Source organism: Stenotrophomonas sp. S39 (genome assembly GCF_016624665.1).
Lineage (GTDB): Bacteria > Pseudomonadota > Gammaproteobacteria > Xanthomonadales > Xanthomonadaceae > Stenotrophomonas.
On sequence record NZ_JACVTT010000063.1, the window covers coordinates 12,697 to 27,416 of the forward strand.

The following is a 14,720-nucleotide window of genomic DNA, read 5'->3' on the forward strand; positions in this document are numbered from 1 at the left end:
ATTTCGTTTTTCGCAACGCCGCCGGCGAGACGTGCAATTTTCCGCAAATGGTCTGAAATCCCCGCATCGATGGCTTCAGAACATGAAGCGAGTTCCAATTCTGCGATGTTTGATGGGATTCGAGATGCAGCGAATTTAGTACTGAATCCTCGTTTGGACGGCTGGGTGGATGTGGTCGAAGGCGACACCTAATTGTTCTGCAGCCTAATTAGCAGGAGCGCCTTGGGTCAGAATTGATTTCGGAGATCATGTGTTTCAGTGAGGTTCTCCGGTCGATTGGGGGCAAAGACGTCACTTTCCAGCTGAGCTATGCCGTGGTGTACAAAGGCGGCATCTGTTGCTGGATCTTCCCAGCTAACGAAGAGCAGACGCCCCGCGGGGCATGAAGGCGTAGGGTGCGTGAGAGCGACCGAAGCTGGTGCAATGTTCGTGGGTACTGACCAGATGGAGGCGGGCAATCGATTGAGAAATTGGTCCGGCTACAGGTCAATCGATAGCAGCCTCTCCTTGCAGGCGATGCGGTACTTCAAGCGCCTGCTGCGTGCACGGTTCGGGGTGAGGAGAAGTACAGGCCGCCGTCGTCGGTGATCTTCCCCGGCTTGTCACACGGCTCGACGCGCCTGATGGCTGCCTCGGTCAGTGGCATCGGGGGGGCTCAGTCGGTGCTGGCCGACCGTTTCGGGGTGGACTATGCCGCCTTCCGACGCGGGGTGCGGCGCTGGCTGTAGGGCAGGGCGCAGGCAACAAAAAAGCCGGACCCCAATCGACGGGAGTGTCCGGCTCTTCGTGCCCCGAAGGGCGGTACAGATGGTGGAGGTGGGCGGAATTGAACCGCCGTCCGAAGGCACTCCATCCCCAGCACTACATGCTTAGCTCACCGTTGAATCTCATCCCCGAGCAGCACGGTGTGCAAAGCGCACCCGGGAACCAGCCTGTTTTGTTCTAGTGCCGGACTGACAGGCAGCCGCCCAGCGCGATTCCATGATAATGACTCTACGCTGCGAGCATGGACACAAGCAGTTTCGAGGCTCCGCCTAAGTCGGCAGAAGGTCACGCACCGCAGTTTTTAGGCTGCGAGAGCGACCGGAGCGTAGTTGTCGTCGTTGGCAACTAGAGTTTTGCAGCTGGATTTACGAGGACAGCTACCCCCTCGGCATGCGCCAGGCGACTTCACAACCCCCGTCGAAACCAATGCACCCCCGGTTTCTTCAAGTTCTGCAAGGTACTAGGCCAAGTGCGTGTTGCCACGTACCGGGCCTGCCCAACGGTTGCAATGCTACGGCAAAACAGCTGAACAGTCACCTTGGCAATCCGCAACAAGTTGTAGAGCCGTTGTCATAGCGGATTGCTAACTTCATTGGCACGATTTTGCGACACACTGGCCACCAACATCCGAGCCAGGACAGACACGGAGACCCAGGGTGAGCGACACCATCCAACAACGCAGCCTGCGACAGCTGGTCGGGCCGGTAGGCGCCGACTACCGCCGACGCGCGTTGCCGCCCGGCTGGGTATGGGTGGTACTGGCCGCGATCGTCACTGCGGCCTGCCTGACCGCGCTGCCGGCGACGGCGGCGGTGTTCCTGGTGGCCAGTGCGGTGGTGGTGTACTGGCCGCGTCGCGACCAGGCTCTGGTGCCGGGCTGGCGCATGCTGGCCCTGGCCGTGCTGGCGGTGATGGTGTGGGGCCCGGATGTCATCGCGCTGTGGTTCGAGCACGGTGCGGCGGTGGCCCTGCTGACCCTGGCCTCGTTGAGCATCCTGACCCATGTCCGCCGCAGCTGGGCGCTGTCGCAGCAGCTGCAGCACCGGGCCGATGCGCTGGATGACCAGCAGCTGCTGGCCCTGTTGCCGGATGATGCGGCCCAGATGGCAAAGCAGTGGCGGGCCGGCGATGACCGGCATGCGCCGGAGCTGGCGGTGGTGATGCACCTGGCGGTGATGCATGCGGCACTGGCACCGCGGATGCGCGGGCAGGGCATGCTGGCCGGCTGATCGCCCGCCTTCCTGTAGAGCCGAGCCCATGCTCGGCTGCCCCGCGACCTGTAGAGCCGAGCCCATGCTCGGCTGCCCCGGACCTGTAGAGCCGAGCCCATGCTCGGCTGTTTTTGATCTGCGCAGTCGAGCAAGCTCGACTCTACATACAGCTGTTACGCGTCGCGGTTTCCGCGACGCATCACGCGCTGCTTCTCGATCGCCCAGTCGCGGTCCTTGGCGGCATCGCGCTTGTCGTGGGTCTGCTTGCCCTTGGCCAGCGCCACTTCGAGCTTGATCTTGTTCTTGCTCCAGTACATGGCGGTAGGCACGATCGTGTAGCCATCGCGCTCGACCTTGCCGACCAGCTTGTCGATCTCGTTCCGGTGCAGCAGCAGCTTGCGCTCGCGCCGGTCGTTGGCCACCACGTGGGTGGAGGCCTGGATCAACGGGGTGATCTGCGCGCCGATCAGGAAGATCTCGCCCTGCTTCACGTAGGCGTAGGCGTCGATGATGTTGCCGCGCCCGGCGCGGATCGACTTCACCTCCCAGCCCTGCAGGGCCAGGCCTGCCTCGAAGCGCTCCTCGATGTGGTACTCGTGGCGGGCACGCTTGTTCAACGCGATGGTTTTGTTGGCCGTCGCGTTCTTTGCTTTATCCTTGCCGCTGTTCTTGCTCATTTCCGTATTGTCTCCGATTCGGGCCCGCCCGGTCGATTGCCGAAACGCGCCGTCTTTATGCCTACTATCCGCCGCAGCGCCCTGGTCGAACACTCGGCCGCGCGCATGTTCGACCTGGTCAACGATGTCCAAGCCTACCCGCGCCGCTTCCGCTGGTGCTCGGACGCCCGCATCCTGGAACAGGGCGAGGACCGCCTGGTCGCCCGCTTGGATCTGGGCCTGGGCTCGTTCAGCACCTGGTTCCAGACCGAAAACACCCTGCAGCGCCCGCACAGCATCGATATGCAGCTGCGCGACGGTCCGTTCAAGCAGCTGCATGGCCGCTGGGAGTTCCATGCGCTGGCCGAGGATGCCTGCAAGGTCACCCTGACCCTGGAGTTCGAGCCGAAATCGCGCCTGCTCGCACCGGCGCTGGCGATCGGTTTCCAGGGCCTGGCCGACCGCATGGTCAACGACTTCGTCCGCGTTGCCGACGAGGGCTGAGCGATGATCGAGGTCGAGGTGGTACTGGCCTGGCCGCAACAGGTGCAGTCACGCCGGTTGCAGCTGCCGGAAGGTGCGACCGTGGCCGAAGCCGTTGCCGCAGCCGCCCTCGAGGGCAGTGCCGGGTGTCCGGCCGCCGCCGTGCATGGCGTGCTGGCACGCCCGCAGCAGGCGCTGCTGGACGGTGATCGGGTGGAACTGCTGCGGCCGCTGCAGGCCGATCCCAAGGAAAACCGCCGGCGTCGCGCGCGCGGCGATTGATTCCAGGGTCCCGCCCCGCAGGGCGGGCGGTGGGCTCAGCGACCCTTCTTCTTGTCCTTGGCCAGGTTGCGGCCGAACTGGCGGACCGTCTGCTGGGCCAGGGCCTTGTCGTTGGCCGGGAAGTAGTCGCCATCCCAACGGGTAACGGCGTCATTCTCGAAGTACACGGTGAAGTTCTTCACTTCGGTACGGCCGAGACGGTTCACACGCTGGCTGGAGGTGTAATCCCAGCGCTGGGCGTGGAAGGGGTCCGGCACGGACGGGGTGCCCAGCAGCGCATTCACCTGCTGCTTGCTCTGCCCGACCTGCAGCTTGGAGACGGCATCTTCCCGGATCAGGTTGCCCTGATAGATGGGTTGCTTGTAGATGATGCCGCACCCGGTGGTGGACAGGGCGACGGCGGCGACCAACAGAAGATTGCGCATCGGTACTGGCGGTTGGGGAAATCAAACCGATGATACACTCCCGGCGTGCCACCGCGACCCAATCCGAGGCAGCTGGCGCTAAATCGCCAATGAACGGAGACCTATGGAAACCCACGACCTGCGTAAAGTCGGCCTGAAGGTGACCCATCCGCGGATGCGGATCCTGGCGCTGCTCGAGCAGCGCAACGCCCAGCACCACATGACCGCCGAAGACATCTACCGCCAGCTGCTGGAGCACGGCGATGAAATCGGCCTGGCCACGGTGTACCGGGTGCTGACCCAGTTCGAGGCCGCCGGCCTGGTGCTGAAGCACAACTTCGAAGGCGGCCAGGCCGTCTACGAACTGGATCGCGGCGGCCACCACGACCACATGGTCGATGTGGACAGCGGCAAGATCATCGAGTTCGAAAGCCACGAAATCGAGGAGCTGCAGCGCAAGATCGCCGCAGACCACGGCTACGAGCTGGAAGAGCATTCGCTGGTGCTGTACGTGCGCAAGAAGCGCAAGTAAGGCGCTGGCGCCAGCAGTGGATACGCGAAGACCCCGGGCATGCCCGGGGTTTTTCGTTGTTGGGGCCTGGTGCTGGGGTCAGAGCCCTTTGCTGGCGCAAAGGGATCCGACCCCGGTCGACCCATGGGGTCAGATCCCTTTTCCGGCGGAAAAGGGCTCTGACCCCTGATCTCCGGGTCACCTGTGAACTAGACTGCGGATGGATAATCATCTGTGAACTGGATTCACTGGCATGGCGCGACCTGACATCAACCGATCCGGCGAACTGGAAGTGTTCGTACGGGTGATCGAGACCGGCGGCTTTTCCGCCGCCGCGCGCTCGCTGGACATGACGCCTTCGGCGGTCAGCAAGCTGGTGGCGCGGCTGGAGCAGCGGCTGGGCACGCGCCTGCTGCAGCGTTCCACCCGGCAGCTGCAACTGACCCCGGAAGGCTGCGCGTTCTACGAACGCGGGCTGCGGGTGCTGGCTGACCTGGAGGAGGCCGAGCGCTGTGCCAGTGCCCATGCCGAGCCGCGTGGGCGGCTGCGGGTCAATTCCAACGTGCCCTTCGGCCAGCACTTCCTGCTGCCGCTGCTGCCACGGTTCCTGCAGCGCAATCCCCAGGTGGGCGTGGACCTGACGCTGAACGACGAGGTGATCGACCTGCTGGAGCAGCGCACCGATGTCGCCGTGCGTGCAGGGCCGCTGAAGAGTTCCAGCCTGGTGGCCCGGCGACTGGGCTCGACCCGGATGATGATCGTGGCGGCGCCGTCCTATGCGCAGCGGCAGGGGCTGCCGCGCACGGCGGAGGAGCTGCTGGCGCACAACCGGCTGGACATCGGCCATGCGCGGGCGATGCAGGGCTGGCCGGTGCTGCAGGACGGCCGCGAGCGCATGGTGCTGCCCAACGGCAATGCCCGCGCCAGCAATGGTGACGCGCTACGCCAGCTGGTGCTGGGTGGGCTGGGCATGGCGCGGCTGGCCGCGTTCCAGGTGCAGGCCGACATAGCCGGTGGGCGCCTGCTGCCGGTGCTGGAAGATGCCAATCCGGGTGACCTGGAAGAGGTACACGCGGTGTTCCTGGGGCAGGGCGGTTACCTGCCGCTGCGGGTGCGCGCGTTCCTCGACTTCCTGGTGGAGCACGTGGATCTGGCGCGGCCGTTGGGCTGAGACCGCCGGCGGACGGAAGCCGAGCATGGGCTCGGCTCTACACGTCGGTTTCGTTCGGGATGTTCCTGTAGAGCCGAGCCCATGCTCGGCTCGGCCTGCATTACACCTGCAGCAGCTTGCGGGCGGCCGCGCGCGCTTCCTTGCTCACTTCCACGCCACCCAGCATGCGCGCGAGCTCTTCCTCGCGTGCCTTGGTATCCAGCTTCTCCACTGCGCTCTGGGTCATGCCTTCCACCGGGGCCTTGCTGACCCGGTAATGGGCGTGGCCCTTGGAGGCGACCTGCGGCAGGTGGGTGACGCACAGCACCTGGCGCTTCTCGCCCAACGCGCGCAGCTTCTGGCCGACGATGTCGGCCACCGCGCCGCCGATGCCTGAATCGACTTCGTCGAACACCATGGTCGGTACCGCATCGAGGTCCAGCGCAGCCACTTCGATGGCCAGCGAGATGCGCGACAGTTCGCCGCCGGAGGCGACCTTGCGCAGCGCACGCGGTGGCTGGCCGGCATTGGCTGCGACCAGGAACTCCACGCGCTCGGCACCCTGCGGGTCGGGCTTGCCGCTGTCCTGCGGTTCCAGCTCGATCAGGAACTGGCCGCCGCCCATGCCCAGCTCGGCGATGATGCCGGTGGTGGTGGCCGATAGTTCGGCCGCAGCCTGGCGACGGCTGCTGCTGAGCACTTCGGCCTGCACGCGCCACGCGGCGGCGGCCTTGTCGATCTCACCGGCCAGGCGCTGCAGGCGCTCGTCGGCGCCGCGCAGCTGCTCCACTTCGGCATGCATGCGCTCGCGCTGCGCGCCCAGTTCGTCCATCGGCACGCGGTGCTTGCGGGCCAGGTCGTGCAGGCGGCCGAGGCGGCGCTCGTTCTCCTCGAACTGCTCCGGGTCGGCATCGAGATCGTCGTGCACCCGGTCCAGCAGCGACAGGGCTTCGTGCAGCTGGATCGAGGCGTTCTCGATCAAGCCGTCCACCTCGCCCAGGCGCGGGTCGTGCTCGATCAGGCGTGACAGCTCGTGGCGCACCTGCTGCAGCAGGTCCAGCGCCGAGCTGCCGTCGTCACCGTTGAGCTGGTTGCTGGCCGCCTGGCAGGCGCTCAGCAGGGCGCTGGCGTGGGCCTGGCGACGGTGGCTGGCGCCCAGAGCGGCAATCGATTCGGGTTCCAGGTCCTCGCGGTCGAGCTCGCGCAGCTGGTGCTCGAGGAAGCCGATGCGGTCGGAAACGTCGCCCTGTTGCGACAGCGCCAGCGATTCATCGACCAGTGCCTGCCACGCGGCGGCGGCGCGGCGCACCTGGCGGCGCTCGGCCTCGTTGCGGGCATAGGCATCGAGCAGGGCCAGCTGCGACGGGCGCGTCAGCAGGGCCTGCTGCTCATGCTGGCCATGGATTTCCACCAGCCGTCCTGCCAGTTCGGCCAGCTGTGCCAGGGTCACCGGGCGGCCGTTGATCCAGGAGCGCGAACCCCCGTCGGCGCGGATCACCCGGCGCAGCTGGCACTGGTCCTCGTCGTCCAGCTCGTTGTCGGCCAGCCACTGGCGTGCGGCCTGCAGCTGGTCCAGGGCGAACTCGGCCGACAGCTCGGCGCGGGCGGCGCCGTGGCGGACCACGCCGCTGTCGGCGCGCAGGCCGGACAGGAAGCCCAGCGCGTCGACCATCAGCGACTTGCCGGCGCCGGTCTCGCCTGAAACAACGGTCATGCCGGGCCCGAATTCCAGTTCGGTGGCGCGGACGACGGCAAAATCCTTGATCGAAAGATGTCTGAGCATGGGTACAGGGGTGTCTGAGCCGCGCAACGCTAGCACGCGCGGCGGGGTGGTCCAATGACTTGCCAAGGCGACGCACCGCCATTATCTAGTGTCCGTGTCTCACAGGTTGATTCCATGCACGGTTCCGCTGACCAGCTTGCCCCGCGTGCGCGCCATCTGCTGCGCACGCTGATCGCGCGTTACATCCAGGACGGTGAGCCGGTCGGCTCGCAGACACTGGCGCGCGTGGCTGGCCTGGAGGTCAGTCCGGCCACCATCCGCAATATCCTGGGCGACCTGGAGGACCTGGGCCTGCTGGCCTCGCCGCATACCTCGGCCGGGCGCATCCCGACCGCGCACGGCTACCGGGTGTTCGTGGACAGCCTGCTGCAGATGCAGCCTCCGGGCGAGGGTGAACTGGCCCGCCTGCGCCACGAACTGGCCGGAGGCGGCAGTACCCAGGCCCTGCTGGGCAGCGCCTCGGAGCTGCTGTCGGCCATGAGCCACTTCGTAGGCGTGGTCAGCGCGCCGCGGCGCGAGCAGTTCGCCTTCCGCCAGATCGATTTCGTGGCGCTGGACGGGCGCCGGGTACTGGCGATCTTGGTGTTTGCCGACAACGAGGTGCAGAACCGGGTCATCGAGACCCGCCAGGACTTCGAGCCGGGCCAGCTGGAACAGGTGGCCAACTACCTCAATGCCCATTTCGCCGGCCTGCCGCTGGCCGAGATCCGCACCCGTCTGCTGCTGGAGCTGCGCGACGCCCGTTCCGAGCTGGAGCTGCTGCTGGCCCACAGCATCGAGCTGGCCGAACAGGCCCTGCAGCCGCCGGCCGACGACATGCTGGTGGCGGGCCAGACCCGGCTGATGGGGGTGCAGGACCTGTCCGATCTGGAACGCCTGCGCGAACTGTTCGAACTGTTCTCCAGCAAGCGCGAGATCCTGCAGCTGCTGGAGCGGACCATCCAGGCCCCGGGCGTGCGCATCTTCATCGGTGAAGAGACCGGGATGATGCCGCTGCAGGGGGTCTCGCTGGTCACAGCGCCCTATACCGCCAACGGGCAGGTGCTGGGCGTGCTGGGGGTGATCGGGCCCAAGCGGATGGCCTACGACCGGGTGATTCCGCTGGTCCAGGCCACCGCGGACGTGCTCGGGGCGGCCTTTTCGCCCCCGGGACGCGGTCCAGGGCCGGCAGACGCTTGAAACGCAGCATCCCGCCCACACTAGGGTGGGTGGAGGCGGAGAGTGACCGCCAGGGACCCAGACATGAACCAAGAACATCCAGATATCGAAGCCCAGCAGAGCGCCGCCGATGCGGCCGCTGCCGCAGGCACCCATGACGAACTGGAGCGCCTGCGCGCCGAGGTCGAGCAGGTCAAGGCCGACGCGCTGCGTGAGCGCGCCGACCTGGAGAACCAGCGCAAGCGCGTGGCCCGCGACATCGACCAGGCCCGCAAGTTCGCCAACGAGAAGCTGCTGGGCGAGCTGCTGCCGGTGTTTGACAGCCTGGATGCCGGCCTGAAGGCTGCCGGCGACGATGCCAACCCGCTGCGCGAGGGGCTGGAGATGACCTACAAGCAGCTGCTGAAGGTCGCCGCCGACAACGGCCTGGTCCTGCTGGACCCGACCGGCCAGCCGTTCAACCCGGAACACCACCAGGCCATCAGCCAGGTGCCGGCCCCCGGTGCCGCCCCCGGCAGCGTGGTGACGGTGTTCCAGAAGGGCTACCTGCTCAACGAGCGCCTGCTGCGGCCGGCGCTGGTGGTGGTGGCCGCCGATTGACGCGCTGGGCCGGCAACGGCCCGCCGCCGTCGGGTAGCGCCGGGCCATGCCCGGCGTTTCTTGAACGGTTGAACACAGCGTTCGGGTGATGGCTTGAATGTTCCACGAGCCTCCCCCACATCCCATTCATCCACCGGCCGACCGGCCGGATTGACACCAACAAGCATTCTTCAGGAGTCTCCCCCATGGGCAAGATCATTGGTATCGACCTCGGCACCACCAACTCGTGCGTGGCGATCATGGACGGCGGCAAGGCCCGCGTCATCGAGAATTCGGAAGGCGATCGCACCACCCCGTCGATCGTCGCCTACACCAAGGACGGCGAAGTCCTGGTCGGCGCCTCGGCCAAGCGCCAGGCTGTCACCAACCCCAAGAACACCTTCTACGCGGTGAAGCGCCTGATCGGCCGCAAGTTCACCGACGCCGAAGTGCAGAAGGACATCGCCCACGTCCCGTACAGCATCCTGGCCCATGACAACGGCGACGCCTGGGTGTCCACCAGCGATGCCAAGAAGATGGCGCCGCAGGAAATCTCGGCCAAGGTGCTGGAAAAGATGAAGAAGACCGCCGAGGACTTCCTCGGTGAGAAGGTCACCGAAGCGGTCATCACCGTGCCGGCCTACTTCAACGACAGCCAGCGCCAGGCGACCAAGGACGCTGGCCGCATCGCCGGCCTGGACGTCAAGCGCATCATCAACGAGCCGACCGCGGCCGCGCTGGCCTATGGCCTGGACAAGGGCGACAACAAGGATCGCAAGATCGTGGTGTACGACCTGGGCGGCGGCACCTTCGACGTCTCGGTGATCGAGATCGCCAACGTCGACGGCGAGAAGCAGTTCGAAGTGCTGGCCACCAACGGTGACACCTTCCTGGGCGGCGAAGATTTCGACAACCGCGTCATCGAGTACCTGGTTGAAGAGTTCAACAAGGACCAGGGCATCGACCTGCGCAAGGATCCGCTGGCCCTGCAGCGCCTGAAGGACGCCGCCGAGCGCGCCAAGATCGAGCTGTCCAGCGCCCAGCAGACCGAAGTGAACCTGCCGTACGTCACCGCTGACGCGTCGGGTCCGAAGCACCTGAACATCAAGCTGACCCGCGCCAAGCTGGAATCGCTGGTGGACGAGCTGATCAGGAAGTCGATCGAGCCGTGCCGCGTCGCCCTGAACGATGCCGGCCTGCGTTCGAGCGACATCAGCGAAGTGATCCTGGTCGGTGGCCAGACCCGCATGCCGAAGGTGCAGCAGGCGGTGACCGAGTTCTTCGGCAAGGAACCGCGCAAGGACGTCAACCCGGACGAAGCCGTGGCACTGGGTGCGGCGATCCAGGGCGGCGTGCTGGGCGGCGACGTCAAGGACGTGCTGCTGCTGGACGTGACCCCGCTGTCGCTGGGCATCGAGACCATGGGCGGCGTGTTCACCAAGATCATCGAGAAGAACACCACCATTCCGACCAAGGCGTCGCAGGTGTTCTCGACCGCTGAAGACAACCAGTCGGCCGTGACCGTGCACGTGCTGCAGGGTGAGCGCGAACAGGCCCGCTTCAACAAGTCGCTGGCCAAGTTCGACCTGTCCGGCATCGAGCCGGCCCCGCGCGGTCTGCCGCAGGTGGAAGTGTCCTTCGACATCGACGCCAACGGCATCCTGCACGTGTCGGCCAAGGACAAGAAGACCAACAAGGAACAGAAGGTCGAGATCAAGGCCGGTTCGGGCCTGTCCGAGGAAGAGATCGCACGCATGGTCGCCGACGCGGAAGCCAACCGCGAAGAAGACAAGAAGTTCCAGGAACTGGTGCAGGCCCGTAACCAGGCCGATGCCCTGATCCACGGCACCCGCAGCGCCATCACCGAGCACGGCAGCAAGGTCGGCGGCGATGTCATCGGCAAGGTCGAGGCCGCACTGGCCGACCTGGAAACCGCGATGAAGGGCGACGACAAGGCACAGATCGAAGCCAAGTCGAAGGTGCTGGAAGAAGCAGGCCAGGCGCTGTTCGCCGCGGCTTCGGCCGAACAGGGCGGTGCCGCCCCGGGTGCCGACGCCGGCAACTCAGGCAAGGCGCAGGATGACGTGGTGGACGCCGAGTTCACCGAAGTCAAGGACGACAAGAAGTCCTGATCCGGACCGACACGGGACGCTGGCTACCAGCGTCCCGTTGTCGTACCAGGGTCCTGACCGCCCACCGGCGTGTCGGGGCGCCCGACGCAAGAGCGGACCTGGTTCCGCTCTTCCGCTTTGACGAATCCCGACTTTCCGGAATGCGATCCACGATATGAGCAAGCGCGATTACTACGAAGTGCTGGGCGTTGCCCGCACCGCCACCGACGAAGAGCTGAAGAAGGCCTACCGTCGCTGTGCGATGAAGTTCCACCCGGACCGCAACCCGGGTGATGTGGCGGCCGAAGCCTCCTTCAAGGAGTGCAAGGAAGCCTACGAAACGCTGTCCGACGGCAACAAGCGCCGCATGTACGATGCCCACGGCCACGCCGCGTTCGAGCACGGCATGGGCGGCGGCGGCGGTCCGGGCGGCCCGGACATGAACGATATCTTCGGCGATATCTTCGGCAACATCTTTGGCGGTGGCGGCGGTGGTCCGCGCCAGGCCCGTCGCGGTGCCGACATCGGTTACGTGATGGAGCTGGACCTGGAAGAAGCCGTGCGCGGCGTCGAGCGCCGGATCGAGATCCCGACCCTGGCCGAATGTGGCGACTGCGATGGCAGTGGCTCGGAAGACGGCAAGGTCGAGACCTGCAACGTGTGCCATGGCCGCGGCCAGGTGCGCATCCAGCGCGGCATCTTCGCCATGCAGCAGGCCTGCCACAACTGCAACGGCCGTGGCCAGATCATCGCCAAGCCCTGCAAGACCTGCCACGGCAATGGCCGCATCGAGGAAGACAAGGTGCTGTCGGTGAAGGTGCCGGCCGGCGTCGATACCGGCGACCGCATCCGCCTGCAGGGCGAAGGCGAGGCCGGCCCGGCCGGTACGCCGCCGGGTGACCTGTACGTGGAAGTGCGCGTGCGCGAGCACCACATCTTCCAGCGCGACGGCGACGACCTGCATTGCGAAGTGCCGATCCGCATCTCGCAGGCGGCACTGGGCGACACCGTGCGCGTGGCCACCCTCGGCGGCGAAGCGGAAATCCGCATTCCGGCCGAGACCCAGACCGGCAAGCTGTTCCGCCTGCGCGGCAAGGGCGTGCGTTCGGTGCGCAGCCGCAGCGAAGGCGATCTCTACTGCCGCGTGGTGGTGGAAACCCCGGTGAACCTGACCAACGACCAGCGCAAGCTGCTGGAGCAGTTCGAAGCCACCTTCGTCGGCGAGGAAGCGCGCAAGCATTCGCCGAAGTCGGCCACCTTCATGGATGGCGTGAAGGGCTTCTGGGACCGCATGACGTCCTGAGTCCTTGAGCGGAAACGTAGAACGGTAGCGCCGGGCCTTGCCCGGCGTTTTCGTTTGCGCGCATCGCACGCATTCCGCCGGGCATGGCCCGGCGCTACCAGGGGTGCTGTTCTCTGGTAGATCCACGCCATGCGTGGATGCGGCTTGCCGAATCAGCGGAAGAACGCCGCCGGCGTCTGCCCCAGCTGCCGCTTGAACATGCTGGTGAACGCACTGGGGCTGTCATAGCCCATCGCCAGCGCCACATCAATGACTTTCTCACCGACCGCCAGGCGCTCCATCGCCGCCAGCAGGCGTGCCTGTTGCCGCCACTGGCCGAAGGTCATGCCCAGCTCGCTGGCGAAGTGGCGCTGGATGGTTTTCACGTCCACTGCCAGTGCTTCGGCCCAGTCCTGCAGGGTGGCTTCGTCACCGGGGTGCTTCTGGATGTGCTGGCAGATGCGCTGCAGCCGCGGGTCGGTGGGCGTCGGCAGGTGCAGCGGCAGAACGTCCATGCGGTGCAGCTCGTCCAGCAGCAGGCGCACCACGCGGCCATCGCGGCTGTCGTCCTCGTGCTCGCCCTGGATCAGCGTGGCCGCGTGGAGCAGCTCGCGCAGCAGGGGCGCCACCTGTACCGCGAATGCCTCGGTGGCCAGCTGCGGGGCGAACGCCGGATCGATGTAGAGGCTGCGCATGTGCACATCGGCAATGCAGTCCACCGCGTGGGCCATGCCGGCCGGCATCCAGATGGCGCGCGTGGACGGCACCACCCAGCGGCCGACTTCCGAGCGCACCACCATCAGGCCGGACATCGCGTAGACCAGCTGGTGGCGGCGATGGCGGTGTGGCGACACCCGGGTGCCGGCTGGGTAGTCCTTGACCCGGCAGGTCACCGGCCGATGGCCGGGCACTTCGTTCCAGGGCGCGGATTCCCGGATCGCGCAGGGAGTGTCCTTTTTGCGATATGGCATGACCAGAACGCGGCGGAAGGGAGGGGGAGGGCACCGTAGCATGCAGGGCTCGCCCCCAACCTGACTGCGCACCATGTCCAGCCTGGCTACACCCGCCCCCACCACCCGCAGCTCGACCCGCGGCGTGCTGGCGGCGATTTCCACCTCCCACATGGTCAACGACATGATGCAGTCGCTGATCCTGGCCATCTATCCGGTCATCAAGGGAGGCTTCAACCTCAGCTTCACCCAGATCGGCCTGATTACGCTGACCTACCAGCTGACCGCTTCGATCTTCCAGCCGCTGGTCGGCCTGGTTACCGACCGCAAGCCGGCGCCGTATTCGCTGCCGATCGGCATGGCCTCGACCCTGTGCGGCATGCTGCTGCTCGGCTTCGCGCCGAACTACGCCATGGTGCTGCTGGCGGCGGCCATGGTGGGCATCGGGTCGGCCATTTTCCATCCGGAAGCCTCGCGCATCGCACGGCTGGCCTCCGGCGGTCGCCACGGACTTGCCCAGTCGGTGTTCCAGGTTGGCGGCAACTTTGGTACCGCGCTGGGCCCGCTGATCGCCGCGGCGGTGATCGTGCCGTTCGGCCAGCACGCCGCCTCGTGGTTTGCCGGCGCCGCACTGATCGGCATCGCTCTGCTGACCTACGTCAGCCGTTGGTATGCGCTGCATCTGGGCGCCCCGCGCCCGGTCGGGCAGGCCACGGTCGCCCCGCGTCATCCGACCCGCACCGTGGCCCGGGTGATGGCGATCCTGCTGGTGCTGATCTTCAGCAAGTACTTCTACATGGCCAGCATCGGCAGCTACTTCACCTTCTACCTGATCCACCACTTCGGCATTCCGGTGGCGCAGGCGCAGCTGCACCTGTTCGCGTTCCTGGTGGCGTCGGCGGCCGGTGGTTTCCTTGGTGGCCCGCTGGGCGACCGCATCGGCCGCAAGCCGATCATCTGGACCTCGATCCTGGGCGTGGCGCCGTTCGCGCTGGCGCTGCCGCATGCGGATCTGTTCTGGACGACGGTGCTGGCGGTGCTGATCGGCTTCGTACTGTCGTCGGCGTTCTCGGCCATCGTGGTGTATGCGCAGGAGATGATGCCGCACCGCATCGGCATGGTGTCGGGGTTGTTCTTCGGCTTCGCGTTCGGCATGGGCGGGTTGGGTGCGGCGGTTCTAGGCCTGCTGGCGGACAAGACGAGCATCGAGTACGTGTACCAGCTGACCGCGTTCCTGCCGCTGCTGGGCATCATCGCGGCCTGGCTGCCGCCGTCGCGTCCTGCTGCTCACTGAGGAGTTTGGGTTTGCAGGGCTTGCAGCCCTGCACCTGCGGTAGTGGCGGGCGCGGGGCGGCCCCCGCAAAATGAAAAACCCGCCATGCGGTGGTTTGGGGG

Annotated in this window: 14 protein-coding genes and 1 other RNA gene; 10 read left to right on the forward strand and 5 right to left on the reverse strand. The window is 66.3% G+C overall.

Annotated features, from left to right (window positions below; translation table 11 throughout):
- Positions 1–808 precede the first annotated feature (808 nt).
- Positions 809–1,201: a transfer-messenger RNA gene (gene ssrA, locus IAE41_RS15520) on the reverse strand.
- Positions 1,202–1,421: 220 nt separating this feature from the next.
- Here ssrA and IAE41_RS15525 point away from each other — a divergent pair.
- Entirely contained in the window at positions 1,422–1,994 is a 573-nt protein-coding gene (locus IAE41_RS15525; protein ID WP_200733727.1) for a hypothetical protein, read from the forward strand.
- Between the two features lie 155 nt (positions 1,995–2,149).
- Here the strand turns inward: IAE41_RS15525 and smpB are convergent, their stop codons facing one another.
- Positions 2,150–2,653 (reverse strand): SsrA-binding protein SmpB, encoded by a 504-nt coding sequence (gene smpB / locus IAE41_RS15530; protein ID WP_079221548.1) that lies wholly within the window; start codon positions 2,651–2,653, stop codon positions 2,150–2,152.
- 57 nt (positions 2,654–2,710) lie between these two features.
- Between smpB and IAE41_RS15535 the strand changes: the two genes are divergently transcribed.
- Together IAE41_RS15535 and IAE41_RS15540 are read left to right on the forward strand one after the other, a co-directional pair.
- On the forward strand, positions 2,711–3,136 hold the full coding sequence (locus IAE41_RS15535) for a type II toxin-antitoxin system RatA family toxin (RefSeq protein ID WP_108759463.1): 426 nt from the start codon (positions 2,711–2,713) through the stop codon (positions 3,134–3,136).
- Positions 3,137–3,139: 3 nt separating this feature from the next.
- Positions 3,140–3,397, forward strand: a complete 258-nt coding sequence (locus tag IAE41_RS15540; protein WP_108759462.1) for an RnfH family protein — start codon at positions 3,140–3,142, stop codon at positions 3,395–3,397.
- Positions 3,398–3,432: 35 nt separating this feature from the next.
- On the opposite strand, the gene bamE is transcribed toward IAE41_RS15540, so the two are convergent.
- Positions 3,433–3,822: an outer membrane protein assembly factor BamE gene (gene bamE, locus IAE41_RS15545; RefSeq protein ID WP_200733728.1), complete on the reverse strand. Its 390-nt coding sequence runs from the start codon at positions 3,820–3,822 to the stop codon at positions 3,433–3,435.
- A gap of 103 nt (positions 3,823–3,925) precedes the next feature.
- On the opposite strand from bamE, the gene fur reads away from it, so the two are divergent.
- A complete protein-coding gene (gene fur / locus IAE41_RS15550) occupies positions 3,926–4,333 on the forward strand; it encodes a ferric iron uptake transcriptional regulator (protein ID WP_005409235.1) in 408 nt (135 codons plus the stop codon).
- A 232-nt stretch (positions 4,334–4,565) separates the two neighbouring features.
- Entirely contained in the window at positions 4,566–5,483 is a 918-nt protein-coding gene (locus IAE41_RS15555; RefSeq protein WP_200733729.1) for a LysR family transcriptional regulator, read from the forward strand.
- Positions 5,484–5,583: 100 nt separating this feature from the next.
- Here IAE41_RS15555 and recN read toward each other — a convergent pair whose 3' ends face one another.
- Positions 5,584–7,245 carry a DNA repair protein RecN gene (gene recN / locus IAE41_RS15560; protein WP_108759459.1) on the reverse strand — a complete coding sequence of 554 codons (1,662 nt, stop codon included), beginning with the start codon at positions 7,243–7,245 and terminating at the stop codon, positions 5,584–5,586.
- 114 nt (positions 7,246–7,359) lie between these two features.
- Between recN and hrcA the strand changes: the two genes are divergently transcribed.
- The 4 genes from hrcA to dnaJ all read left to right on the forward strand — a co-directional run bounded on the left by hrcA (position 7,360) and on the right by dnaJ (position 12,396).
- Positions 7,360–8,424 (forward strand): heat-inducible transcriptional repressor HrcA, encoded by a 1,065-nt coding sequence (gene hrcA / locus IAE41_RS15565; protein WP_079221555.1) that lies wholly within the window; start codon positions 7,360–7,362, stop codon positions 8,422–8,424.
- Between the two features lie 63 nt (positions 8,425–8,487).
- The gene (gene grpE, locus IAE41_RS15570) at positions 8,488–9,003 is read left to right on the forward strand and encodes a nucleotide exchange factor GrpE (RefSeq protein WP_079221556.1); all 516 of its coding nucleotides are present in this window, start codon (positions 8,488–8,490) and stop codon (positions 9,001–9,003) included.
- A gap of 185 nt (positions 9,004–9,188) precedes the next feature.
- Positions 9,189–11,114: a molecular chaperone DnaK gene (gene dnaK / locus IAE41_RS15575; protein ID WP_200733730.1), complete on the forward strand. Its 1,926-nt coding sequence runs from the start codon at positions 9,189–9,191 to the stop codon at positions 11,112–11,114.
- Between the two features lie 154 nt (positions 11,115–11,268).
- A complete protein-coding gene (gene dnaJ, locus IAE41_RS15580) occupies positions 11,269–12,396 on the forward strand; it encodes a molecular chaperone DnaJ (protein WP_200733731.1) in 1,128 nt (375 codons plus the stop codon).
- 152 nt (positions 12,397–12,548) lie between these two features.
- Here the strand turns inward: dnaJ and IAE41_RS15585 are convergent, their stop codons facing one another.
- Positions 12,549–13,346, reverse strand: a complete 798-nt coding sequence (locus IAE41_RS15585) for a helix-turn-helix transcriptional regulator (protein WP_200733732.1) — start codon at positions 13,344–13,346, stop codon at positions 12,549–12,551.
- Positions 13,347–13,419: 73 nt separating this feature from the next.
- Between IAE41_RS15585 and IAE41_RS15590 the strand changes: the two genes are divergently transcribed.
- Positions 13,420–14,619, forward strand: a complete 1,200-nt coding sequence (locus IAE41_RS15590; RefSeq protein WP_200733733.1) for an MFS transporter — start codon at positions 13,420–13,422, stop codon at positions 14,617–14,619.
- Positions 14,620–14,720 lie beyond the last annotated feature (101 nt).